Origin of the sequence: Aquabacterium sp. (genome assembly GCF_041915145.1) — a bacterium.
Classification (GTDB): Bacteria; Pseudomonadota; Gammaproteobacteria; order Burkholderiales; family Burkholderiaceae_C; genus Aquabacterium.
The window spans coordinates 1-22,405 of sequence record NZ_JAYSBZ010000013.1 but is presented as its reverse complement, the minus strand read 5'-3'; the positions used below and the strand labels follow the sequence as shown (position 1 = coordinate 22,405).

Annotated in this window: 19 protein-coding genes; 7 read left to right on the top strand and 12 right to left on the bottom strand. The window is 67.2% G+C overall.

Features of this window, described 5'->3' with window-relative positions; translation table 11 throughout:
• Window positions 1–72 precede the first annotated feature (72 nt).
• Window positions 73–1,980 (bottom strand): protein-disulfide reductase DsbD, encoded by a 1,908-nt coding sequence (gene dsbD, locus ACE3SS_RS04130; RefSeq protein WP_374591641.1) that lies wholly within the window; start codon window positions 1,978–1,980, stop codon window positions 73–75.
• A 111-nt stretch (window positions 1,981–2,091) separates the two neighbouring features.
• On the opposite strand from dsbD, the gene cysK reads away from it, so the two are divergent.
• Window positions 2,092–3,009: a cysteine synthase A gene (gene cysK, locus ACE3SS_RS04125; protein ID WP_374591639.1), complete on the top strand. Its 918-nt coding sequence runs from the start codon at window positions 2,092–2,094 to the stop codon at window positions 3,007–3,009.
• 12 nt (window positions 3,010–3,021) lie between these two features.
• On the opposite strand, the gene pyrC is transcribed toward cysK, so the two are convergent.
• The 5 genes from pyrC to ACE3SS_RS04100 form a co-directional block, all read right to left on the bottom strand.
• Window positions 3,022–4,065, bottom strand: coding sequence for a dihydroorotase (pyrC, locus tag ACE3SS_RS04120; protein WP_374591637.1), 1,044 nt, complete (start codon window positions 4,063–4,065; stop codon window positions 3,022–3,024).
• Window positions 4,066–4,156: 91 nt separating this feature from the next.
• The gene (locus ACE3SS_RS04115; RefSeq protein ID WP_374591635.1) at window positions 4,157–4,981 is read right to left on the bottom strand and encodes a PEP-CTERM sorting domain-containing protein; all 825 of its coding nucleotides are present in this window, start codon (window positions 4,979–4,981) and stop codon (window positions 4,157–4,159) included.
• 36 nt (window positions 4,982–5,017) lie between these two features.
• The gene (locus ACE3SS_RS04110) at window positions 5,018–6,130 is read right to left on the bottom strand and encodes a hypothetical protein (RefSeq protein ID WP_374591633.1); all 1,113 of its coding nucleotides are present in this window, start codon (window positions 6,128–6,130) and stop codon (window positions 5,018–5,020) included.
• 92 nt (window positions 6,131–6,222) lie between these two features.
• A complete protein-coding gene (locus ACE3SS_RS04105) occupies window positions 6,223–7,131 on the bottom strand; it encodes a hypothetical protein (RefSeq protein WP_374591631.1) in 909 nt (302 codons plus the stop codon).
• A 243-nt stretch (window positions 7,132–7,374) separates the two neighbouring features.
• The gene (locus ACE3SS_RS04100; RefSeq protein WP_374591629.1) at window positions 7,375–9,201 is read right to left on the bottom strand and encodes an ABC transporter ATP-binding protein/permease; all 1,827 of its coding nucleotides are present in this window, start codon (window positions 9,199–9,201) and stop codon (window positions 7,375–7,377) included.
• A gap of 94 nt (window positions 9,202–9,295) precedes the next feature.
• On the opposite strand from ACE3SS_RS04100, the gene ACE3SS_RS04095 reads away from it, so the two are divergent.
• Window positions 9,296–9,715, top strand: a complete 420-nt coding sequence (locus ACE3SS_RS04095) for an acyl-CoA thioesterase (protein ID WP_374591627.1) — start codon at window positions 9,296–9,298, stop codon at window positions 9,713–9,715.
• A gap of 166 nt (window positions 9,716–9,881) precedes the next feature.
• Entirely contained in the window at window positions 9,882–10,529 is a 648-nt protein-coding gene (locus ACE3SS_RS04090) for a glycine zipper 2TM domain-containing protein (RefSeq protein WP_374591625.1), read from the top strand.
• A gap of 3 nt (window positions 10,530–10,532) precedes the next feature.
• On the opposite strand, the gene ACE3SS_RS04085 is transcribed toward ACE3SS_RS04090, so the two are convergent.
• From ACE3SS_RS04085 to ACE3SS_RS04060, 6 genes are all read right to left on the bottom strand, one after another.
• Window positions 10,533–11,306 carry an enoyl-CoA hydratase gene (locus tag ACE3SS_RS04085; RefSeq protein WP_374591623.1) on the bottom strand — a complete coding sequence of 258 codons (774 nt, stop codon included), beginning with the start codon at window positions 11,304–11,306 and terminating at the stop codon, window positions 10,533–10,535.
• A gap of 125 nt (window positions 11,307–11,431) precedes the next feature.
• Window positions 11,432–12,655 carry an acetyl-CoA C-acyltransferase gene (locus ACE3SS_RS04080; protein WP_374591621.1) on the bottom strand — a complete coding sequence of 408 codons (1,224 nt, stop codon included), beginning with the start codon at window positions 12,653–12,655 and terminating at the stop codon, window positions 11,432–11,434.
• Between the two features lie 18 nt (window positions 12,656–12,673).
• Complete coding sequence (locus ACE3SS_RS04075) at window positions 12,674–15,073, bottom strand: 3-hydroxyacyl-CoA dehydrogenase/enoyl-CoA hydratase family protein (RefSeq protein ID WP_374591619.1); 2,400 nt, start codon at window positions 15,071–15,073, stop codon at window positions 12,674–12,676.
• A 63-nt stretch (window positions 15,074–15,136) separates the two neighbouring features.
• On the bottom strand, window positions 15,137–15,580 hold the full coding sequence (locus tag ACE3SS_RS04070; RefSeq protein WP_374591617.1) for a DUF2147 domain-containing protein: 444 nt from the start codon (window positions 15,578–15,580) through the stop codon (window positions 15,137–15,139).
• 90 nt (window positions 15,581–15,670) lie between these two features.
• A complete protein-coding gene (locus tag ACE3SS_RS04065) occupies window positions 15,671–17,461 on the bottom strand; it encodes an acyl-CoA dehydrogenase C-terminal domain-containing protein (RefSeq protein WP_374591615.1) in 1,791 nt (596 codons plus the stop codon).
• A gap of 39 nt (window positions 17,462–17,500) precedes the next feature.
• Complete coding sequence (locus ACE3SS_RS04060) at window positions 17,501–18,190, bottom strand: TetR/AcrR family transcriptional regulator (protein WP_374591700.1); 690 nt, start codon at window positions 18,188–18,190, stop codon at window positions 17,501–17,503.
• Between the two features lie 321 nt (window positions 18,191–18,511).
• Between ACE3SS_RS04060 and ACE3SS_RS04055 the strand changes: the two genes are divergently transcribed.
• The 4 genes from ACE3SS_RS04055 to ACE3SS_RS04040 all read left to right on the top strand — a co-directional run.
• The gene (locus tag ACE3SS_RS04055) at window positions 18,512–19,810 is read left to right on the top strand and encodes a glutamate-5-semialdehyde dehydrogenase (protein ID WP_374591613.1); all 1,299 of its coding nucleotides are present in this window, start codon (window positions 18,512–18,514) and stop codon (window positions 19,808–19,810) included.
• The gene (queC, locus tag ACE3SS_RS04050; protein WP_374591611.1) at window positions 19,810–20,511 is read left to right on the top strand and encodes a 7-cyano-7-deazaguanine synthase QueC; all 702 of its coding nucleotides are present in this window, start codon (window positions 19,810–19,812) and stop codon (window positions 20,509–20,511) included. The genes ACE3SS_RS04055 and queC overlap by 1 nt, the downstream gene beginning before the upstream one ends.
• A gap of 105 nt (window positions 20,512–20,616) precedes the next feature.
• Complete coding sequence (locus ACE3SS_RS04045; protein WP_374591609.1) at window positions 20,617–21,192, top strand: LemA family protein; 576 nt, start codon at window positions 20,617–20,619, stop codon at window positions 21,190–21,192.
• Window positions 21,193–21,225: 33 nt separating this feature from the next.
• A partial coding sequence (locus ACE3SS_RS04040) for a M48 family metalloprotease (RefSeq protein ID WP_374591607.1) occupies window positions 21,226–22,405 on the top strand: 1,180 nt, incomplete at its 3' end.

Below are 22,405 nucleotides of genomic sequence, written 5' to 3'. Positions count from 1 at the left end.
TCGACAAGGCAATGCCCCTGCGCGCTGCAAGTAGCGGGCCATGCCGCCCGCGCGACGCGAGCGTCGGAGCGGTCACCACCCCGCCGCGTCCAGGCCGGACAAGAAAGCCTCGGGCGCCTGATAGCCGATGACGCGCGCCTGGCCATTCTCGCGGCCCTGCCCGTCGAAAAACAAGATGCCCGGCGGGCCGAACAGGCCGAAGCGCTTGAGCAGCGCCTTGGTAGCCTCGTTGCTCACGGTCACGTCGGCCTGCACCAGCACGGCACCGGCCAGGCGTTGGCGCACGCGCTCGTCGCTGAAGGTGCTGTGCTCCATCTCCTTGCACGAGACGCACCAGTCGGCGTAGAAGTCGAGCATCACCGGCTTGCCGCCGGCGCCGGCCAGCGCGGCGTCGAGCTCGGCCGGGGTGGTGATGCGCTGGAAAGGCAAGGCAGAGGCGCCCGGCGCGGCCTGCGCTGATGCCATGCGAGCCACCAGCGGGCGCAGCGGCTGCAGCGGGTTGTCGGCGCCCGTCAGCGCCCCGACGATCTGCGCGATGGCGCCGATGAACAGCACCAGGCCCAGGCCCTTGGCGGCGCGGTGCGCCACGCTGGCCGTGGCGCCCAGCGTGTCGAAGCCGCCCAGAAAGGCCGCACCCAGCGCCAGCAGCACCCCCAGCAGCCCCAGCGACACCGACGCCGGCAGCACCGGCTGCACCAGCCACCACGCCACGGTGAGCAGCAGCATGCCGAAGAAGGTCTTGACCGACTCCATCCACATGCCGGCGCGCGGCAGCAGCGAGCCCGCCGACAGCCCCATCAGCAGCAGCGGCACGCTCATGCCCGAGGCCAGCGCGAAGAGCGCCACGCCGCCGATCACCACGTTCTTGGTCTGGCTGATGTAGACCAGCGCGCCGGCCAGCGGCGCCGCCACGCAGGGCCCCACCACCAGGGCCGACAGGCCGCCCATCAGGAAGGCGCCCACATAGGTGCCGCCCCGCAAGCGGCTCGACTGCTCGCTCAAGCGCGTCTGGATGAAGCCCGGCATCTGCAGGTTGTAGGCGCCGAACATCGACAGCGACAGCGCCACCAGCAGCAGCCCGAAGGTGCCCAGCACCCAGGGGTTTTGCAGCGAGGCAGCCAGGCCCTCGCCCGCCAGCCCCGCCGCCACGCCGAGCGCGGTGTAGATCAGGGCCATGCCCAGCGAGTAGGCCAGCGACAGCGCGAAGCTCTTGCCGCGCGACAGCGGCGCCTCGCCGTGCTGGCTCTGCCCGACGATGATCGACGACAGGATGGGCAGCATCGGCAGCACGCAGGGAGTGAACGACAGCAGCAGACCGGCCACGAGGAACACCCCGGCGATGGTCAGCAGGTTGCCCGACTGCAAGGCGTTCTGGATGCGCGAGTTCTCGTTGGCGGGCGCGGCAGACTCGACGGACGCGACGGACGCGACCGATGAGGCGGCGCCGGATGCCGCCGGCACGGCCGACGACGCACCGCGCTGCGCGTCGTCCGCGCTGATCGCGTCCACCCCTTGCGCCTGGCCGCCCGCCGCCACGCTCACGCGCAGGTAGGCGGTTTGCGGCGGGTAGCACAGGCCGGCTTCGGCACAGCCCTGGTAGTCCACCTTCAGCACGGTCGCCCCGGCAGCGGTTTGCGCGTCGAAGCGCGCCGCTACGGTGATGGGGTCGTGATAAACCTCCATGTCCTGATCGAAATTGGGGTCGTGCTTGATCTGCCCCTTTGGATAGTCCACCGAGCCCAGCTTGACGTTGGCATCGAGCGGCTCGACGTGGATGCGCTCGCGGTAGAGGTAGTAGCCGTGCGCGATCTCGAAGCCCAGCACGACGCGGCCCTGCTCGGCGCGCGGCTGCAGCTTGAAGGCGGCATCGGCGGGCAGGAAGTCGGTGGCGTGGGCCGCGCGGCTCAGTGCGACGAGGCCCAGCAGCCCGGCGAGCAGCAGGGTCGGCCAGCGCCGCAAGGAAAACGATTTGAAAAACATGTCGAATACCTGTCCGGTTGCCAAAATCGGCCGGTGCCCCCCGCGTGGCAAGTCAGCCATTGTGACGCGAGCACTCGGCTTATCCTACGCAGATCGAATTTGGAGTCCGTCATGAAAGCCCAGACCATCCTCGACACCATCGGCCGCACGCCGCACGTGCGAATCAACCGCCTGTTCGGCGACCAGGCCCAGGTCTGGATCAAGTCCGAGCGCAGCAACCCGGGCGGCTCGATCAAGGACCGCATCGCGCTGGCCATGATCGAAGCAGCCGAGGCGAGCGGCGCGCTCAAGCCCGGCGCCACCATCATCGAGCCCACCTCCGGCAACACCGGCGTCGGCCTGGCCATGGTGGCAGCCGTCAAGGGCTACAAGCTGGTGCTGGTGATGCCCGAGAGCATGAGCGTCGAGCGCCGCCGCCTGATGCTGGCCTACGGCGCGAGCTTCGACCTCACCCCGCGCGACAAGGGCATGAAGGGCGCCATCGAGCGCGCCGCCGAGCTGGCCGCGCGGACGCCCGACTCGTGGATTCCGCAGCAGTTCGAGAACCCCGCCAACATCGACGTGCATGCCCGCACCACGGCGCAAGAGATCCTGGCCGACTTCCCCGAGGGACTCGACGCGCTGATCACCGGCGTCGGCACGGGCGGCCACCTCACCGGCTGCGCGCAGGTGCTCAAGAAGGCCTGGCCGAAGCTGAAGGTGTTTGCCGTCGAGCCCACCGGGTCGCCGGTGATCTCGGGCGGCAAGCCGGGGCCGCACCCCATCCAGGGACTCGGCGCCGGCTTCATCCCGAAGAACCTGCACACCGACTTGCTCGACGGCGCGATCCAGGTCGATGGCGAGGCCGCCAAGGACTTTGCCCGTCGCAGCGCCAGCCAGGAGGGCATGCTGGTGGGCATCTCGTCGGGCGCCACGCTGGCGGCCATCGCCCAGAAGCTGCCCGAGCTGCCGGCCGGCGCCAAGGTGCTGGGCTTCAACTACGACACGGGCGAGCGCTACCTGTCGATCGAGGGCTTCTTGCCGGGTTGACCGGCCCCGGCCTCAGGCGGCCTGCAGCTTCCAGCTCAGAGTCTCGCCGCCGCGCAGCGGCTTGATCTGCGCGTCGCCGAAGGGCAGCGCCTCGGGCACCGTCCAGGGTTCGCGTTTCAGCGTCACGCGCTCGGTGTTGCGCGGCAGGTTGTAGAAGTCCGGGCCGTGGAAGCTGGCGAAGGCTTCGAGCTTGTCGAGCGCGCCGGCGGCCTCGAAGGCCTCGGCATAGAGCTCCAGCGCGGCCGGTGCCGTGTAGCAGCCGGCGCAACCGCAAGCGTGCTCCTTGAGGTGCGCGGCGTGCGGCGCGCTGTCGGTGCCCAGGAAGAACTTGCCGCTGCCGCTGGTGGCCGCTTGCACCAGCGCCACGCGGTGCTCTTCGCGCTTCAGGATCGGCAGGCAGTAGTAGTGCGGCCGGATGCCGCCTTGAAAGATGGCGTTGCGGTTGTAGAGCAGGTGCTGCGGCGTGATGGTGGACGCGGTGAATCGACCGGCCTCGCTCACGTATTGCGCGGCCTCTTTGGTGGTGATGTGCTCGAACACCACCTTGAGCTCGGGGAAGTCGCGGCGCAGCGGGATCATCTTGGTGTCGATGAAGGCCTGCTCGCGGTCGAACACGTCCACGTCGGAGTCGGTGACCTCGCCGTGCACGCAGAAAACGAGCCCCTCGCGCTGCATGGCTTCGAGCGTCGCATACGTCTTGCGCAGGTCGGTGACGCCCGCGTCGCTGTTGGTGGTGGCGCCGGCCGGGTAGAGCTTGACGGCGACCACGCCGGCGTCTTTGGCGCGCTTGATCTCGTCGGGCGGCGTGTTGTCGGTCAGGTAGATCGTCATCAGCGGCTCGAAGCTCAGCCCGGCCGGCACGGCGGCGCGGATGCGGTCGCGGTAGGCCACGGCCTGCGCGGCGGTGGTCACCGGCGGCTTGAGGTTGGGCATGACGATGGCGCGGGCGAACTGGCGCGCGGTGGCCGGCACGACGGCCGCCATGGCGGCGCCGTCGCGCACGTGCAGGTGCCAGTCGTCGGGGCGGGTCAGGGTGAGCGAGGTGGGGGCATTCATGCCGCGATTGTCCCACCCGGGTTGCCCCGCCCGACTGCGCCACGCACGCCAGACCAACGGCACGAGCTTCATGCCGTCGGCCTGGCGAGACTCAACCCCCGCGACGGCGCCGCGCCGCCACGCCCATCGCGCCGAGCCCCGCCGCCAGCAAGGCCAGTTGCGAGGGTTCGGGCACGGCCGGCGTGACCGTGCTGATACCCGAGAAGGTGAGCGCGTTGCTCACGCCCCCGGTGGGGTCGGCGGTGATGGTGAAGTAGCGCGACGACAGGTGCTGTCCGTTGTCGGACAAGCCCACGCGCACCAGCCAGCTGTCGCCCGGGTTGAGCGTGGCCACGTCCCACTGCAGGCCGACGAAGGTGTCGCATACCGACGGCGCCTTGCAGGTGGATGGCACGGCGGTGCCGTCAACAGCCGGGGCGCCCTTGCCGAGGATCCAGGGGTCGAGCGCGTTGGTGGAGCCGTCCCAGTCCTGCGTCTGGCGGCGCGTCGGGTCGGTTGCCGTGGCGGCCCCCCACGTCTCGGCCACCGATTCCTTCAGCGTGGTCGGGTTGCCATCGACGCCCAACACGATCATCAAGCGCAGGTCGTTGTGAGCCGCGGCACCGACGTTGGTGATGCGGTAGTCGTACTCCTGCAGGCCGGTGCCCGAACCTGTGGGGCCAACGCTGATGGCGTCGAACTTGAAGTCGGGCAGCGTAAACACGCGCGTCTTGATCTGCTGGGTATCCAGGCCATCACCGGGGTAGAGCAGCGACTCCAGTTGGAAGACGCTGCCGTCGCCCGCCGCGCCGTAGCTGATGTTGAAGTAGTTGCCATTGCCGTCGTCGACGCCCGGGGCCGACATCACGGCGTGAGCGGACCAGGCCGACAAGGCCAGGGCAACAGCCAGGGCCGAGCGAAGTTGCGTTCGAGTCATGTGGTTCTCCTGTTTGATATGCGGTCGGGGCGGGCGTCAGTTCTGCAGACGGGCCGGTTCGGCTTCGCGGCCATCGACGAGCTGGTAGTCCTGCATGAAGCCCGGGGCAGCCACGTCACCCTGGGCCGGGCCCTTGGCGTCCTGGGCATAAAGCGCCATGCGCAGCACGGGGCGCAGGCAGACCGGGCAATGCGGCGAATTCGGGTCGTCGGGGTTGGGGTAGGCCGAGGGCGCGAGCGCAAACGAGAACGCCAGCTTGTTGATGTGCAGGCCGCCCTTGGCAAACAGGTCGTCGGCGATCTCGTTGATGAGGTCGTCGGCCGACTTGGCCAGCTTGGGGTCGAGCGCCGGGTCGATGGGCGCCGACACCCAGTTCTGCACGCGCGCGCCTTGCAGGCCCGAGTCGTTGAACAGGAACGAGGCCTCGCCGGGCATGACGAGGTAGCCCAGCACCGCATTGCCGCCGCTGGGGTCGCGCACCGGCGTGGGCAGCACGGCGGCGCGTTGCAGGTGCACGACCTTCATGAGGTTGACCTGGCCGGCGGGCTTGTCCTGGTTGCCCAGGCCCAGCGTGAGCGTGGCCACGGGCAGGCGGTCGGCGGACAGCTTGGGCAACTCCATCGACGACATGCCCAGCGTGCCGACGGCGAACTTCATGGCCGCCTCGTAGGCGGCGCCGTCGCTCAGTTGCACGGCCGGCAGGCTGGTGGGCGTGATGTCCTTGCGCGCCGGGCGCTTGAGGATGGTCACGCTGCCGTCGCCCAGGTTCTTGCCGTAGCTGAACACGGTGAGCGCGCCGGTGCCGTTGGGGTCGCCGCTGATGGCCGTGCACAGGCCGTGGTCGGCATCGCCAGACGCGGTGAGCGGCTGCGCGCAAGACGGGTCACGCGTGGGCTGCACCCGGCCGAACACTGCGGTGCTGACCTTGCTCGGCACGAAGGTCTTGCTGAACGGCCGATCCAAGTCGACCTGCGCCTTGAGCAGCAGGCCGATCAGCTCGACGTTGTTGCCGCCGATCACCGGCGGCAGCGACTGCTTGACGATCGCACGAATTTCGTCGAGCGACAGCGACGGGTTGGACGCGGTTTGCGCGTGGGCGGAGCCAGCCGACAGCAGGGCCGCCAGCGCGAGGGTGGAAAACTTTTTCATGATGAAGTCCTTGTCCTGGTAGAGATGCCCGCTCGAACGCGGCGGCATCTGGTTCGGCATGCAATGCGCCCGGTTGACGGGCCGTGGTCACATCAAGGGTGGAAGGCGTGATCCACGCATTGCGGCGTGCAGCCCACGTAGCCCATCCAGGCGTACCAGCCGTGGCCGCTCGGCGTGCTCCAGTACGCGGCGTTGCCGTAGCTTTCGTAGTACAGACGGGTCAGCGCTTCGGTGGACGATGCGCCGATCGTCACCGCCACCGGGCATTGCTGCGTGCAGGTGCCGAAGACGTTGAACGGGTCGTACCACGCGCAGTTGATGTTGGTCTTGTGGTGGTTGTGCACCCAGGCGCTGGCCACGCTGCCCCATTGCCCGTCGATCGCCGTCTGCTTGTAGTCGTTGTTGAAGCCCGACGAGATCCACATGCAGCCGTGGAAGCCGGTGAAGAGGTGCAGCCGCTTGCCGTTGCCCTTGTCCATCGAGCGCCACAGATTGGGCAGGTAGGTGTCCTCGGCGCTGCGGCAGCTCGACGCGTGCAGGATCTTCAGGCTGCTGTCGCCGACCTTCATGTTGGGGCTGGTGCCGCCAAAGCGCGTGTTGCACGAGCCCTTCCAGGCCTTGCGCATCAGGCCGCTCCAGGCATTGCCGTCGTTGCCGCCATGGAAGGCGGTGATGGCGGCGTCGGGCCAATCGACCCAGGCCCAGTCGGTGCACGAGGCATCGACCGATGGGTCGCAGAAGCGCGCCAAGCTGGTGTTGCCATCGACGAACTTGCCCGTGAGGCTGTGGCCCTGGGCGCCCATCTGGCTCCACCAGGCCTGGGCCATGCCCGGCCAATCGGGGCGGTTGTCGGCGGCGTTGGTGTCGCAATCGCCGGCGCTCCAGTTGCCGATGGCGTACATGTCGACTCTCAAGGCATGCGCCGGGTGAAAGGTCAGCAGCGCGGCGGCCGTCAAGGCAAGCTTGACCAGCCAGGCCCGCAGGGTGGTGGGGTGGTTCATGTTTCGGTCCTCCAGGTCTGATTTAAGAATCGAGACACCGCATCGCGAGGATGCAAGGCGGTCGATCTTGCGAGGCCACCACGCGCACGCGCCGCCAGGATGGATGCGCCCGCATCAAACGCTGGCAACGTGCCGGTGAATGGCAGACCGAAGGGTAGGAGCCGCCCCCGCGCGCCACAACGCATCGGCGCGCCTCGACTTAGGGAAGCCCGCGCTGAAAGTTAGGGAGGCAACGGGGTAGGCCTACGACAGGTGTCGCAACCCGTGCTCCCCCGCCTGCTGCAAGCGCCACATCTGCGCGTAGCGCCCGTTGGCCGCGAGCAAGGCCGCGTGCGTGCCCCGCTCGGCGATGCGGCCGCCCTCCATCACCAGAATCTCGTGCGCCTGCACGATGGTGGACAGGCGGTGCGCGATCACCAGCACCGTCTTGCCCTGCGCCACCTCGGTGAGCTGGGCCTGGATGGCGCGCTCGTTGGCCGAGTCGAGCGCCGAGGTGGCCTCGTCGAACACCAGGATCGGCGGGTTCTTGAGCAAGGCGCGCGCGATCGCCACGCGCTGCTTCTCGCCGCCCGACAGCTTCAGGCCGCGCTCGCCCACCATGGTCTGATAGCCATCAGGCGTGCTGACGATGAAGTCGTGGATGCGCGCCGCGCGGGCGGCGGCCTCAACCTCTTCTTGCGTGGCGCCCACACGGCCATAGGCGATGTTGTAGGCCACCGTGTCGTTGAAGAGCACGGTGTCTTGCGGCACGATGCCGATGGCCTGGCGCAGGCTGCCCTGCGTCACGGCTCGCGTGTCCTGCCCGTCGATGGCAATGCGGCCCGCGTTGATGTCATAAAAGCGATAGAGCAGCCGCGCGAGCGTCGACTTGCCCGCGCCCGATGGGCCCACCACGGCCACCATCTGCCCAGCCGGTATCTCGAAGCTCACGTCGTGCAGGATGGGCCGCGCCGGCGTGTACGCAAAGCTGACGTGCTCGAAGCGCACCGCGCCCTCGCGCACCTGCAGCGGCAACGCGTCGGGCGCATCGGGCACCTCGCGCTCGCGGTCGAGCAGGTTGAACATGCGGTCGATGTCGGCGATGGACTGCTTGATCTCGCGGTAGATCACGCCCAGAAAATTCAGCGGAATGTAGAGCTGGATCATCAGCGCGTTGACCATCACCAGATCGCCCAGCGTCATGTGGCCCGCCGCCACCCCCGCCGTGGCCCGCCACAGCATGGCCACCAGGCCGGTGGCGATGATGAGCTGCTGCCCGGTGTTGAGCAGCGACAGCGTGCTCTGCGACTTGATGGCGGCGCGGCGCAGTTGCTCCAGGCTCTCGTCGTAGCGCTTGGCTTCGAAGTCTTCGTTGTTGAAGTACTTGACCGTTTCGTAGTTGAGCAGCGAGTCGATGGCGCGCGTGTGGGCCTTCGAATCGAACTCGTTCATCTGGCGCCGAAAGCGCGTGCGCCATTGCGTGAACGACACGGTGAACGCGATGTAGAGCACCAGCGCCGCCAGCGTGATCCACACGAAGCCGAGATCGAAGCGCGTGCCCAGCAGCCCGAGCACGATGGCCACCTCCACCACGGTGGGCAGCACGGTGTAGAGCGAGTACGAGATCAGCGAGCCGACTGCGCGTGTGCCGCGTTCGATGTCGCGCGTCATGCCGCCGGTCTGGCGTTCGAGGTGAAAGCGCAGGCTCAGGTCGTGCAGGTGGCGAAACGTCTGCAGCGAGATGCGGCGCGACACGCCCTCGGTAGCGCGCGCAAACAGCAACTCGCGCAACTCGGTGAACAGCGAGGTCGAAACCCGCAAGCCGCCGTAGGCCACGATCAGGCCGACGGGCACCACCAGCAGCGAGGTCTGCAGGCTCGCCCCGCCCGGGGTCATGCGGTCCACCAAGGTCTTGAGCAACAAGGGCACGCCCACGTTGGCCACCTTGGCCGCGATCATGAAACCTAAAGCAATGCTCACACGCAGCCGATACGGCCAGAGATACGGCAAGAAGCGCCGCAGCGTGGCCCAGTCGGAACGAGACGAACCCGCAGGGTCAATGGGCGCCACGCCCCCATGCTCACGACGCATCTGAAACAATCCTTTTCATAGCTTGTAGGAACCGGCCTCACGCGCCGCGGTAGTTTTTCACGCTCCGCGCGCAGGCCTTGCGATCGAGGACACCATGACCAACCTGAACGACCCCCACACCCCCGCCGGCCTGCCCACCGACATGGAGCTGGTGATGCGGGTGATGCCCATGCCCAAGGACGCCAACGGCAATGGCGACATTTTTGGCGGCTGGATCATGGCGCAGGTCGATCTGGCCGGCTGCGTGCTGCCGCTGCGCATTGCCAAAGGCCGCGTCGCAACCATCGCGGTGAACGAGTTTGTGTTCAAGAATGCCGTTTCCATCGGCGATCTGCTGTCTTTTTACGCCCGGGTCGAGCGCATCGGCAACACCTCGATCACCGTGCACGTGGCGGTCTACGCCGAGCGCAACCCGGCAGACCCGCAGATCGTCAAGGTCACCGAGGCCACCGTCACCTACGTCGCCATCGACCTCGAAGGCCGCCCGCGCGCCATCCCGAAGCCGGCCCACTGAGGCCATCGACACGGCCGGCTGGCCTGAGCCAAGCGGCTCGCCTGCGCCACGCCCGGTCGTCAGCATGCCGACACAAATCGTGACACCGCCGGCGGCGGCCGGTCGTCACACTCTCGATATTGACGCTCGGCATCGTGCCGAGTGCGTCCTGGAAGTACCGATACCCATGAACAACGCGCATCATTCGCCGATCTTTGAAGAACTCCACCCCTCGTCGCCCATGCCTCTGCAAGACGCGGCGCCCGCCGCAGCCGCCGTCAAACAACCGGGCGGTCTGCCGCGCAAGATCTGGGTCATGGGCGGGGTGATGTTGCTGGGCATCGTCGGGCTGGGCTCGGCGCTGGCCGTGCGTTCCAACTCGCAACCCATCGACCCCAATGCCGAGCTGAGCAAGGCAGCGCCGTCGGCTGGCGCCACGACGGCCGGCAAGGCCGCCCCGGCCGCCAGCGCGGCGTGCCAGACATGCGGCGTGGTCGAATCGGTTCAGTCTGAGCGCCGCAAGGGCGAAGGCTCGGGCGTCGGCGCCGTGGCCGGTGGTGTGCTGGGCGGCCTGGCCGGGCATCAGGTGGGCAAGGGCAGCGGCAAGACCGCGATGACCGTGCTGGGCGCCGTGGGCGGCGGCTTTGCCGGCAACGCCGTCGAGAAGAACATGAAGGCCTACACGGTCTATCACGTCAAGGTGCGTATGGCCGATGGCAGCGAACGCAGCTTCGTCGAGAAGGCCGCACCAGCCGTGGGCGCCCACGTCATCGTCGAAGGCAACCACTACCGCGTGGACACCAGCGCCGCCAATGCGGCGCCGGCGCAGCAATAAGCGTCAGAACTTCGAGAAGTCCGGCAGGCGCTTTTGCATGAAGGCCGACATGGCCTCGTGCGCCGCCGGGCCCACCAGCATCTCGCCGAAGATCTTGCCCTCATCGGCCATCAGCGCCGGCACGTGGGCCTGCGACTTCTTCATCAGCATCTTGGTCGCCACCAGCGACGCCATCGGCTTGGCTGCCAGCTTGGCGGCTTGCGCCTGGGCGTAGGCATTCACCTCGTGCGGCGGCACGATGCGGTTCACCAGGCCCATCTCGACCGCCTCTTCGGCGTAGAACGGCTCACCCAGCATCAGCTTCTCAGCCGCGCGGTGGTAGCCCACCAGTGCCGGCATGAACCAGCTCGAACCGGCCTCGGGACACACCCCCAGATTCACGAAGGGCATGCTGAACGCGGCGTTGTCGCCGGCATAGATCAGCTCGCAATGGAACAGCAGCGTCGTGCCGATGCCGACTGCGGGCCCGGCGACGGCCGCCACGATGGGCTTCGGGAACTCGCTGATGTACTTCAGGAAGCGGAACACCGGCGGCAGCTCGCCACCCGCGCCCAGCTTGGGCGGGTTCATCATGAAGTCCATCAGGTCGTTGCCGGCGGTGAACGCTTCGGCATGCCCCTGGATCACGACCACGCGCACGCTGTTGTCGGCCGTGGCGGCCTGCAGCTCGTCGGCCAGCTTGGTGTACATCGCCCCGGTGATGGCGTTCTTCTTTTCGAGCCGGTTGAACGTGAGGGTCAGGACGCCGCCTTCGCGGTGCGCCAGGATGTCGCTCATGGGTGTCTCCTCGTGCAGCGATCTAAAACAATGTCAGCAAGTTGCCGCGCGCGTCTTGCGCTGCAGGCAAAAGAAAGCCCGCGCGGCGGCGGGCCTTCTTGGGTGCAACGAACGCAGTCAGCCGATTACAGGCTGTCCACGCGCTCGAAGATGCCGGCGGCGCCTTGGCCGGTGCCGATGCACATCGTGACCATGCCGTACTTGCCGCCCGTGCGACGCAGACCGTGCACCACGGTGGCCGAGCGGATGGCACCGGTGGCGCCCAGGGGGTGACCCAGAGCGATCGCGCCGCCCATCGGGTTGACCTTGGCGCGGTCCAGCACGTGGCCCTTGCTGTCGAGGTCCTTCAGCACAGCCAGAGACTGAGCAGCGAACGCTTCGTTGAGCTCAACCCAGTCCATGTCCGAAGCCTTCAGGCCGGCGTATTCCAGCGCCTTGGGGATGGCTTCGATCGGGCCGATGCCCATGAGCTCGGGCGGCACACCCTTGACGGCGAACGCCACGAACTTGGCCAGCGGCTTCAGGCCGTACTTCTCGCAAGCCTCCTTCGAAGCCAGGATCAGGCAGCCCGCGCCGTCCGACGTCTGCGACGAGTTGCCGGCCGTGACCGAACCCTTGGCAGCGAACACCGGGCGCAGCTTGGCCAGGCCTTCGACCGACGTCTCGGGGCGGGCGCCTTCGTCGCGGGTGATGGTCTTCTTGGTGACCGTCACTTCGCCGGTTTCGAGGTTGGGCGTACGCACTTCGATTTCGATCGGCGTGGTCTCGGCGTCAAAGAAGCCAGCTTGTTGAGCGGCGATGGCGCGGCGGTGCGATTCGGTGGCGAAAGCGTCCTGCTCTTCGCGGGTCACCTTCCACTGCTCGGCCACCTTCTCGGCGGTCATGCCCATGCCGTAGGCGATGCCGACGTTCTCGTCGAGGTTCACCACGGCGGGGTTGAACGAAGGCTTGGAACCGCCCATGGGCACCATGGACATCGACTCGACGCCACCAGCCAGCATGACTTCAGCTTCGCCGACGCGGATGCGGTCAGCAGCCATCGACACGGCGGTGATGCCGGCCGCGCAGAAGCGGTTCACGGTGGCACCGGCCACGGTCTTGGGCAGGCCCGACAGCAGCGTGGCGATCTTGGCCACGTTCATGCCTTGCTCGCCTTCGGGCATCGCGCAGCCCACGATGGCGTCTTCGATGGCAGCCGGGTCCAGCGTCGGGACTTGCTTGAGGGCGTTCTTGATGGTGGCGACCAGCAGATCGTCCGGGCGGGTGTTCTTGAACACGCCGCGGCCAGACTTGCCGATCGGGGTGCGGGTGGCGGCAACGACGTAAACGTCGCGGAGTTGCTTAGACATGTTTTCGTCTCCGATCGATCAGTTGCGGACGGGCTTGCCGGTCGACAGCATGCCCATGATGCGTTCTTGCGTCTTGGGGTTGTCCAGCAGCGCGCAGAAGTGCTTGCGCTCCAGGGCGTGCAGATACTCTTCGCTCACCAGCGTGCCAGAGTCGACGTCACCGCCGGTCAGCACATCGGCGATGCACGAGCTGATGTGGTAGTCGTGGGCCGAGATGAAGCCGCCGTCGCGCATGTTGATGAGCGACGATTGCAGCGTGGCCTTGACGTTGCGGCCCGCCACCGGGAACAGCTTCTTGGCCGGAGCGCGGTAGCCCGACTCGTACATGGCCTTGGCCTGTGCGATGGCGACGTAGAGCACTTCGTCCTTGTTCGGCACGATCACGTCGCTGTCCAGCAGGTAGCCGAACTTGCGCGACTCGATCGCCGAGGTACCCACCTTGGCCATGGCCGAGGCTTGGAAGTATTCCTTCACATAAGCCATCAGGTCGACCGGGGTCGAGCCCGACACGCCCTTCGAGGTTTCGAGCAATTCGGCAGCGCGACGAGCTTGGTAAGCCAAGCCACCGCCGCCCGGGATCAGACCCACGCCCACTTCCACCAGACCGATGTAGCTCTCTTGAGCCGCCACGCGCTTGGCAGCGTGCACAGCCAGCTCACAGCCACCGCCCAGCGCCAGGCCGTGGATCGCGGCGACGGTCGGGACGTTGCTGTAGCGCAGGCTCAGCATGAAGTCTTGCAGTTGCTTCTCGAACGGAGCGATGGCCTTGCCGCCACCAGCCATGAAGGCCGGCATCATCGACTGCAGGTCGGCGCCAGCCGAGAACGGGCCGTCTTGCGACCAGATCACCAGGCCCTTGTAGCCGGCTTCGGCGATTTCGAGACCCTTGCTCAGGCCAGCGGTGACTTCGGCCGAGATGGTGTGCATCTTCGACTTGATCGAGGCGATGACCACTTCGTCGTCCAGCGTCCACAGGCGGATCGCGGCGTCCTCGAACAGGGTCTTGCCAGCGGTGGCACCGGTTGCGGCCTCGGCGCCGTAGACGTTTTCGCGGAAGAACTGGCGCTTGTAGACCGGCAGGTCGCGCAGCGGCACGTACTTGCCAGCCTTGGGCGACCACGAGCCGGCTGCGGAGTGCACGCCATCACGGCCGTCGAACACCCAGGCGGGCAGCGGAGCCTTCGACAGCGCCTTGCCGGCGTCGATGTCTTCCTTGATCCACTGGGCGACTTGCTTCCAGCCGGCTTCTTGCCACAGCTCGAAGGGGCCTTGCTTGAAGCCGAAGCCCCAGCGCATGGCGAAGTCGATGTCGCGAGCCGATTCGGCGATCGATTCGAGCGTCACGGCGGCGTAGTGGAAGCCGTTGCGCAGGATGCCCCACACGAACTGGGCCTGCGGGTTGGTCGATTCACGCAGCCCCTTCAGGCGTTCGGCCGCGGGTTTCTTGAGGAGCTCGACGACTTCCTTGTCGGCCTTGCCGCCAGCGGCACCGTATTCGCCGGTGGCGGCGTTGAATTGCAGAATATCTTTGCCGACCTTCTTGAAGAAGCCGGCCTTGGTCTTCTGGCCGAAGTTGCCCAGCTCGAGCAGCTTGGTCAGCGCGGCGGGCGTGTCGAACGCGCCATTGAACGGGTCGTCCTTGGCACCGTTTTGCAGCGTCTTGATGACGTGCGCCATCGTGTCGAGGCCGACCACGTCGGCGGTGCGGAAAGTGGCCGACGAGGCGCGGCCCATCTTCTTGCCGGTCAGGTCGTCAACGATGTCGTAGCCCAGGCCCGACTTCTCGACTTCGCGGAAGGTCAGCAGCATGCCGGCCACGCCCACGCGGTTGGCCACGAAGTTGGGGGTGTCGTAGGCGCGCAGCGCGTTCTTGCCGACCACCGAGGTCGAGAAGGTCTCGAGCTGATCGACGACTTCGGGCTTGGTGTACTCGGTGGGGATCAGCTCCAGCAGCGACATGTAGCGCGGCGGGTTGAAGAAGTGGATGCCCAGGAAGCGCGAGCGCAGTTGCTCGGGCAACACGTTGGCCATCGCGGTGATCGACAGACCCGACGTGTTGGTGGCCAGGATGGCCGTGTCGTTCACGAACGGGGCGATCTTCTTGTAGAGGTCTTCCTTCCAGTCGAGGCGCTCGGCGATGGCCTCGATGATCAGGTCGCAGCCGCGCAGGGCTTCGAGGTGCTCTTCGTAGTTGGCTTGCTGGATCAGCGCGGCCTCTTCGGCGACGCCCAGCGGCGACGGCTTGAGCTTCTTGAGGTTCTCGACGGCCTTGGTGACGATGCCGTTCTTCGGGCCCTCCTTGGCGGGCAGGTCGAACAGCACGACCGGCACCTTGCAGTTGACCATATGGGCGGCGATCTGCGCCCCCATCACGCCAGCGCCCAGCACGGCGACTTTGCGAACATTGAATCGACTCACTTCAATTCTCCAGTTATGTGCGAGAGCAAAAAGATGCTGAGCTCGCTGGTTAGTCGCGGTTTCTTACTCGATGCGAATCCACGTCTGGGTCCGTCCGAAGACGGGGGCCCCGATGAAGCCTCGCACCTCCAACTTCTTGCCTGACTCGACGGGAGTCATGCGTACACGGTAAACGTTGCCGTTCTTGGGGTCGAGAATGTCTCCTCCCTCCCACACGGCGGGGTCCTTGTCGCTGTGTTTGACGTTGCGGATCACCGTCATGCCCAGCACGGGCTTGTCCTTGCGGTCGTCGGTGCAGAGATCGCAGACGATGCCGGACTTGACCTCGGGGTCCAGCAACTTCTCGACCCGTCCGAACAAGACGCCGTGATCCTCGACGATGCGGATCTGCGATTTGTCGCGCCCGGTGTGGTCGTCAACGGTCTTCCACAAACCGACGGGCGTGCCTTGCGCCGCGGCGCACACGCTCATCACACCCAGAACAACGGCCCAGAAACTCAGCTTCATCCACGTCTTTCTACTGCTAAGGCATGGTGGTGGTGATCCGGAGGGGCAACACCATGCAGGCCACCCCTCCTCACGTTCAAACGCGGCAGCTTAGAACAAGGCCTCGTCCATTTCCATCAGCGGCTTCAGGCCCGCCTTGGCGGTGATCATCAGCGTTTCGACTTCCGGCTGCAACTTGGCGAAGTAGAAGCGGGCGGTCGTCAGCTTGGCCTTGTAGAACGGGTCGCCGGAGCCTTGCTTCTCGAGCGCGATCTTGGCCATGCGGGCGAAGAAGTAGCTGTAGACCAGGTGACCGACCACGCGCAGGTAATCGACCGCGGCAGCGCCGACTTCGTCCGGATTCTGCATGCCCTTCATGCCGATTTCCATCGTGAAGGCTTGCACCTTCTGACCCAGGTCGGCCAGCGGCTTGGTGAACTCTTGCATGGCTTCGATGTCGGCGCAGTCCTTGACGAAACGGCCCACGACCTTGCCGAACTTGGTCAGCTTGGCGCCGCCGTCGCCCAGCACCTTGCGGCCCAGCAGATCGAGCGACTGCACGGTGTTCGTGCCTTCATAGATCATGTTGATGCGGGCGTCGCGCACGAACTGCTCCATGCCCCACTCGTGGATGAAGCCGTGACCACCGAACACTTGCTGGCAGTGGCGGGTGGCTTCCCAGGCGTTGTCGGTGATGAAGGCCTTCACGATCGGGGTCAGCAGGGCGACGATGTCGTCCGACTCCTTGCGCACGGCTTCGTCGGGGTGGTTGTGCGACTTGTCGAGCTCGACGGCCACGTAGTACACCAAGGCGCGAGCGCCTTCGGCGTAGGCACGGGCGATCAGCAGCATCTTGCGCACGTCGGGGTGCACGATGATCGGGTCGGCCGCCAGATCAGGGCGCTTGGTGCCCGACAGGGCACGCATCTGCACGCGGTCCTTGGCGTAGTTGACGGCGTTTTCGTAAGCCACTTGGGTCAGACCCAGCGACTGGTTGCCCACGCCCAGACGGGCGCCGTTCATCATCACGAACATGGCGGGCAGACCGCGGTGGGGTTGACCCACCAGCGTGCCGACGGCGTCTTCCAGCACCATCTGGGCGGTCGCGTTGCCGTGGATGCCCATCTTGTGCTCCAGGCCGCCACAGTAGATGCCGTTGCGCGAACCCAGCGAGCCGTCAGCGTTGACGTTGAACTTGGGCACGGCGAACAGCGAGATGCCCTTCGAGCCGGCGGGCGCGTCCGGCAGGCGAGCCAGCACCAGGTGGACGATGTTCTCGGCCATGTCGTGTTCACCGGCCGAGATGAAGATCTTGGCGCCGGTGATCTTGTAGGTGCCGTCGGCTTGCGGCTCGGCCTTGGTGCGCAGCAGGCCCAGGTCGGTACCGCAGTGCGGTTCGGTCAGGCACATCGTGCCGGTCCACTCGCCCGAGGTCAGCTTGGGCAGGTAGGTGGCCTTTTGCTCGGGCGTGCCGTGCACTTCCAGGCAGGCGTGAGCGCCGTGGCTCAGGCCGGGGTACATGGTCCAGGCCTGGTTGGCCGAGTTCATCATTTCGTAGATGGCCTGGTTGACCAGCTGGGGCATGCCCTGGCCGCCGTACTCGGGGTCGGCCGACAGACCGGACCAGCCGTTCTCGGTGTATTGCTTGTAGGCGTCCTTGAAGCCGTCCGGCGTCTTCACTTCGTGCGTGGTCTTGTCGAGCACGCAGCCTTGCACGTCACCCACCAGGTTCAGCGGAGCGATGACCTTCGAGGCGAACTTGCCGCCCTCTTCCAGCACGGCGTTGACGGTGTCAACGTCGAGATCCGCGTACTTCGGGATCTGCTTGAGTTCATCAACGGCGCCGAGCAGCTCGTGAATGACGAATTGCTGGTCGCGCAGGGGCGGGTTGTAGCTGGGCATCGTTGTGCTCCTGTTTGGAAGAGTTGGTAGAGAAAAAGACTAGTGGGATGGGGACGCGGCCCCGGGCGTTGCAGCGGCGACTGCCGCTTGAACGGCCGGCGACGCGTAGTAGGCCACCACGCGCTCGAAGGCCGTACGGGCCCGCTCCACCGACCCCGGCGAGCGCAGGAAGCGCGCGTCGTGGTGCAGCGAGAGGATGAGCCCGTGAATCTCGAACAACACTTGCATCGGGTCGGTGTTGGGCAGCAGGTGCCCGCACTCGACCGAAATACGGATGGCCCGGCTGAGCGCCGCGTGCCACATCAGAACCATGCCGGCCAGGGCGTCGCGCACCGGGCCCGGGCGATCATCGAATTCAACCGCGCCACTGATATAGATGCAACCGGAATCGATCTCGGCCGCCACCCGGCGCACCCAGCCCTCGAACAGCGCGCGCAAGCGCGGCAGCCCGCGCGGCGCCTGGATACCCGGGCGGAAGACCTCTTCTTCGAACTTGGCGTGGTATTCGCGGATCACCGAGATCTGCAACTCTTCGCGAGAACCGAAGTGAGCGAATACTCCGCTTTTACTCATCCCGGTCACTTCAGCCAGCGCGCCGATCGACAGGCCTTCGATGCCCATTTGCGACGCCAGGCTCAACGCGGCGTCGAGGATGGCAGCACGAGTTTGCTGGCCCTTGTGCAGGTGGCGGGCGTCGTGGCGCCCCGCATGCCCGCCGGCATGAGCCACCTCGGCGCGACCACGCCCGCGGCCCGACTCCTCGGTCGGGCTGGCAGGGCTGTCTTCGCGCTCGGGGGTGTGCAGATCGCTCACTGGGGCTCGCAAATTAAAACGAACGGTCGTGCTATTTTGCAGAAATCTGATCGTTTGGGGTACTCCTCGGCAAAGTTTTTTTTACCCCACCCCCGAACCGCGTGAAGCAATGAACGTCAACCCCGCCCGGGACAGCTCACAAAGCGCGGGTTAACCCGCAAGCCCGTCACCGCCCCGCCGCCAGGTCGAGACAGCCCCCCGGCCGGTTTGCGACAATGCATAGCCATGAACGTCTCAATGAACACCTCCGCGCCGTTGACGGCTCACGATGCCGATACCCTGATGCAGCAGTTGGGGCGACAAGCGCGAACGGCCGCCACCGTCATGGCTGCCGCGTCCACCGCTGAAAAAAATGCCGCCCTCACGGTGCTGGCCCGCCTGATCCGCGAGCAGGGCGAGGCGCTGCAAACCGCCAATTTGAAGGACATCGCCGCAGCCGAAGAAGCCGGCCTGGCCGCGCCGATGATCGACCGCCTGCGCATCACCGCCAAGATCGTCGAGCAGATGGCGCAAAACGCCGAGCAGGTCGCCGCGCTGCCCGACCCGGTGGGCGAGATCACCAACCTGCGCCGCCGCCCGACAGGCATCAGCGTGGGCCAGATGCGCGTGCCGCTGGGCGTGTTCGGCATGATCTACGAGAGCCGCCCGAACGTGACGATCGAAGCGGCGTCGCTGGCCATCAAGAGCGGCAACGCCTGCATCCTGCGCGGCGGCTCCGAGGCCATCCACTCGAATCTGGCGCTGTGGCAGCTGGTGCAGGCCGCGCTGCTCGAGGCCGGGCTGCCGGGCGACGCCGTGCAGTTGGTGCCCACCACCGACCGCGCCGCCGTCGGCCGCCTGATCGCCATGCCCGAGTTCGTGGACGTGATCATTCCGCGCGGCGGCAAGGGCCTGATCGAGCGCATCAGCAACGATGCCAAGGTGCCGGTGATCAAGCACCTCGACGGCAACTGCCACACCTACGTCGATGCCGAGGTCGACCTCGACCTGGCCGTGAAGGTGACCGACAACGCCAAGACGCAGAAGTACAGCCCCTGCAACGCCACCGAGTCGCTTCTGGTGCATGAAAAGAGCGCCCCGGCCTTCTTGGCGCGCATCGGCCGCGTCTTCGCCGACAAGGGCGTCGAGATGCGCGTAGACGCCGCCGCCAAGAAGATCCTGAGCATGGTGCCCGGCGCCAATCTGGTCGACGCCACCGAGCAAGATTGGTACGAGGAATTCCTGGCCCCGATCATCTCGATCAAGGTCGTGGCCGGCGTGAGCGAGGCCATCGCGCACATCAACCACTACGGCTCGCACCACACCGACGCCATCCTCACCACCAACCACCCGAACGCCATGCGCTTCTTGCGCGAGGTGGACTCGAGCAGCGTGATGATCAATGCGTCCACCCGCTTCGCCGACGGCTTCGAGTACGGGCTGGGCGCCGAGATCGGCATCTCGACCGACAAGTTCCACGCCCGCGGGCCGGTGGGGCTGGAAGGCCTCACCTCGCTGAAGTACGTGGTGCTGGGTCAGGGCGAGGTGCGGGTCTGATGTCGGACGCGCGAACAGCGCTGGTGCTGTTCTCGGGCGGGCAGGACTCCACCGCCTGCCTGGCCTGGGCACTGGAGCGCTACGCCCGGGTCGAGACCATTGGCTTCGACTACGGCCAGCGCCACCGCATTGAGCTCGACTGCCGCCAAACCGTGCGGCGCGAGCTGGCGGCGCAGTTTCCGCAGTGGGCGCCCAAGCTGGGCGACGACCACCTGCTCGACCTGTCGCTGCTCGGGCAGATTTCGGACACGGCCCTCACGCAGGACCGCGCCATCGAGCTGCAGGCCAACGGGCTGCCCAACACCTTCGTGCCAGGGCGCAACCTGATCTTTCTGACCTTTGCCGCCACGGTGGCCTACCGGCGCGGCGCCTCGGTGCTGGTCGGCGGCATGTGCGAGACCGACTTCTCGGGCTACCCCGACTGCCACGACAACACCCTCAAGGCCCAGCAAGTCGCGCTGAGCCTGGGCCTGGCCACGCCGATGACCATCGAGACCCCGCTGATGTGGCTCAGCAAGGCCCAGACCTGGGCGCTGACCGAGCAGCTCGGCGGCACCGCGCTCAACGAGTTGATCATTGAGCACACCCATACCTGCTACCTGGGCGAGCGCGGCCAGCGCCACCCCTGGGGCCACGGCTGCGGCACCTGCCCCGCCTGCGCGCTGCGCCGCGCCGGATTCGAGACATACACCTCGACCTAGGGACTCCCTCCCCCTCAAGCCAGTGGCCGGATGCCGCAAACCGGTCATACTGCTTGGTTTACAGTTTGAAACCGTCCCATCCACGCGCGGGACGAGAGGCGAGCGATGAGCACCCAGCAGTTCGTGACGTTGCTGTTTCTGGCGATCCTGACGTTCTGGGCGGTTGGTGCCATCAACCGCCTGCAGCGCTTGCGCCAAACAATCGTGGACGCACAGCCCGTGCTGGCCGCGCAGCTGCTGCAACGCCACGAGTGGGCCCGCCGCATGGCCAGCGCCCTGCGCACGGCGCTCCCCGGCGAGGCCGACGCCCTCGACCGCGCCCTGGCCGCCGGCAAGCAGGCCGAAGCCGCGCTGGCGCTGGTACAGGCCAAGCCGGTGGCAACGGGGCCGCTCAACAGCCTGCTGCTGGCCGAGCACCTGTTCGACGACGCCGTGCACCCCCTGCTACTGCGCCATGAGGCCGACGAAGCCGTGCAAGGCTGGGTGCAGGAGTGGCTGACCAACCAGAGCAAGCTGGCCAGCGCCCGCCAACAGTTCAATGACGCCGCGCGGCAGTACAACGACGCGCGGCGCCAGTTTCCGACCCGGCTCGTCGCGATGCTATGGGGCTTCCGGGCCGCACCGCTGCTCGATCCCCCGCGTCACCACGCCGAACCCGCCGCGGGCGGGGTGCCGTCCTGACCCCTTTTTGCCACCCGCCGCCGCTTGAAGTTCATGAGCGATCCCCACCACCCGGACAAAGCCCTGCAGGCCTTGCGACAAGTCTCCGGGTACTTCACCCTGCTGTTGCTCGCCCTGCTGGTGGCGGTGGCCGGGGCGCTCACGCTCGTCGCGCTGCTGTTGCCCCCGTATGACCCGCAGGCGGCGTGGCCGCTGATCGGCGCCGCGACGGGGCTGGTGGCGGCCGGCATCCTGGCGCGCGTGGGGTGGACGACCCGCCAGCTGCGTCGCCACGGTGGCGCCTGGGTGGCGCAGTGGGCGCACGGCCGGCTGATCGACGAGCCGACCGGCCCCATCGAAGGCCGCCTGGTCCTGATCACGCAAGGGCTGGCGCAGTACCTCAACCAGCCGCGCCCCGAGGTCTACGTGCTGGAGCGCGAAGACTCGATCAACGCTTTCATCGCCGGCTGGTCGGCCCGCGACGCCGCGCTGGCGGTGACGCGCGGCGCGCTCGACGCGCTGTCGGCCTCCGAGCTGCAGGCGCTGGTGGCGCATGAGTTCGGCCACATGCCCACCGACGACATGCGGCTCAACATGGTGCTGCTGCCCCGCGTGCTGGGCTTCTCGTGGGTCTATGGCTGGGGCCGCAGCCTGATGCAGGCACGCGGCACCGGCACCCGCCCGCACCTGCTGCGCTGGGCGGCCGGCAGCCTGCTGCTCACGCTGGGCTGGCCCGGCTGGGTGGCGGCCAAGTGCCTGCAGGCCGTGGCCTGCGACCGCCACGAATACCAGGCCGACGCCAGCGCCGTGCGCGTGACGCTCGACCGGCGCGGCCTGGGCAACACGCTGCGCAAGATCTGGTATCAGAACGAGTACACCGACGTGCGCCTGCGCCACCCGCAGGCCGACGCGCTGGCGACCATGCTGTTCCACAACCCGCAGGCGTGGCGCGTGCTCAACACCCACCCCGAGTTGCAGGATCGCATCCGGCGCGTGCTGGGCCGCGACCGGGCCCCCATCCCGCCCAAGCGGGCCGAGTCTGCGCCATCGGCGGCCGCGCCGGCTGCCGCACCCGTCGCGCCGCGTGAGCCGGCGGCCCCACCCGCCCGCCCCCCCGCGCGCGTCGTGGCCCAGACGCCCCCCAGCACCGACTTCGAACGCACCGTGGCCACCGTGATGGCGCCCGCCGCGTCGCCGCCCCGCCGCCCTGCCGACGCCGCCCCGCCCCCGGAGC

What these genes read in the sequence shown, in the direction of transcription:
- ACE3SS_RS04105 (WP_374591631.1), bottom strand. Translation starts at nt 7,131, where the DNA reads ATGAACCACCCCACCACCCTGCGGGCCTGGCTGGTCAAGCTTGCCTTG.
- pyrC (WP_374591637.1), bottom strand. Translation starts at nt 4,065, where the DNA reads ATGAATGCCCCCACCTCGCTCACCCTGACCCGCCCCGACGACTGGCAC.
- ACE3SS_RS04100 (WP_374591629.1), bottom strand. Translation starts at nt 9,201, where the DNA reads ATGCGTCGTGAGCATGGGGGCGTGGCGCCCATTGACCCTGCGGGTTCG.
- cysK (WP_374591639.1), top strand. Translation starts at nt 2,092, where the DNA reads ATGAAAGCCCAGACCATCCTCGACACCATCGGCCGCACGCCGCACGTG.
- ACE3SS_RS04070 (WP_374591617.1), bottom strand. Translation starts at nt 15,580, where the DNA reads ATGAAGCTGAGTTTCTGGGCCGTTGTTCTGGGTGTGATGAGCGTGTGC.
- dsbD (WP_374591641.1), bottom strand. Translation starts at nt 1,980, where the DNA reads ATGTTTTTCAAATCGTTTTCCTTGCGGCGCTGGCCGACCCTGCTGCTC.
- ACE3SS_RS04090 (WP_374591625.1), top strand. Translation starts at nt 9,882, where the DNA reads ATGAACAACGCGCATCATTCGCCGATCTTTGAAGAACTCCACCCCTCG.
- ACE3SS_RS04095 (WP_374591627.1), top strand. Translation starts at nt 9,296, where the DNA reads ATGACCAACCTGAACGACCCCCACACCCCCGCCGGCCTGCCCACCGAC.
- ACE3SS_RS04085 (WP_374591623.1), bottom strand. Translation starts at nt 11,306, where the DNA reads ATGAGCGACATCCTGGCGCACCGCGAAGGCGGCGTCCTGACCCTCACG.
- ACE3SS_RS04115 (WP_374591635.1), bottom strand. Translation starts at nt 4,981, where the DNA reads ATGACTCGAACGCAACTTCGCTCGGCCCTGGCTGTTGCCCTGGCCTTG.
- ACE3SS_RS04080 (WP_374591621.1), bottom strand. Translation starts at nt 12,655, where the DNA reads ATGTCTAAGCAACTCCGCGACGTTTACGTCGTTGCCGCCACCCGCACC.
- ACE3SS_RS04045 (WP_374591609.1), top strand. Translation starts at nt 20,617, where the DNA reads ATGAGCACCCAGCAGTTCGTGACGTTGCTGTTTCTGGCGATCCTGACG.
- queC (WP_374591611.1), top strand. Translation starts at nt 19,810, where the DNA reads ATGTCGGACGCGCGAACAGCGCTGGTGCTGTTCTCGGGCGGGCAGGAC.
- ACE3SS_RS04065 (WP_374591615.1), bottom strand. Translation starts at nt 17,461, where the DNA reads ATGCCCAGCTACAACCCGCCCCTGCGCGACCAGCAATTCGTCATTCAC.
- ACE3SS_RS04055 (WP_374591613.1), top strand. Translation starts at nt 18,512, where the DNA reads ATGAACACCTCCGCGCCGTTGACGGCTCACGATGCCGATACCCTGATG.
- ACE3SS_RS04110 (WP_374591633.1), bottom strand. Translation starts at nt 6,130, where the DNA reads ATGAAAAAGTTTTCCACCCTCGCGCTGGCGGCCCTGCTGTCGGCTGGC.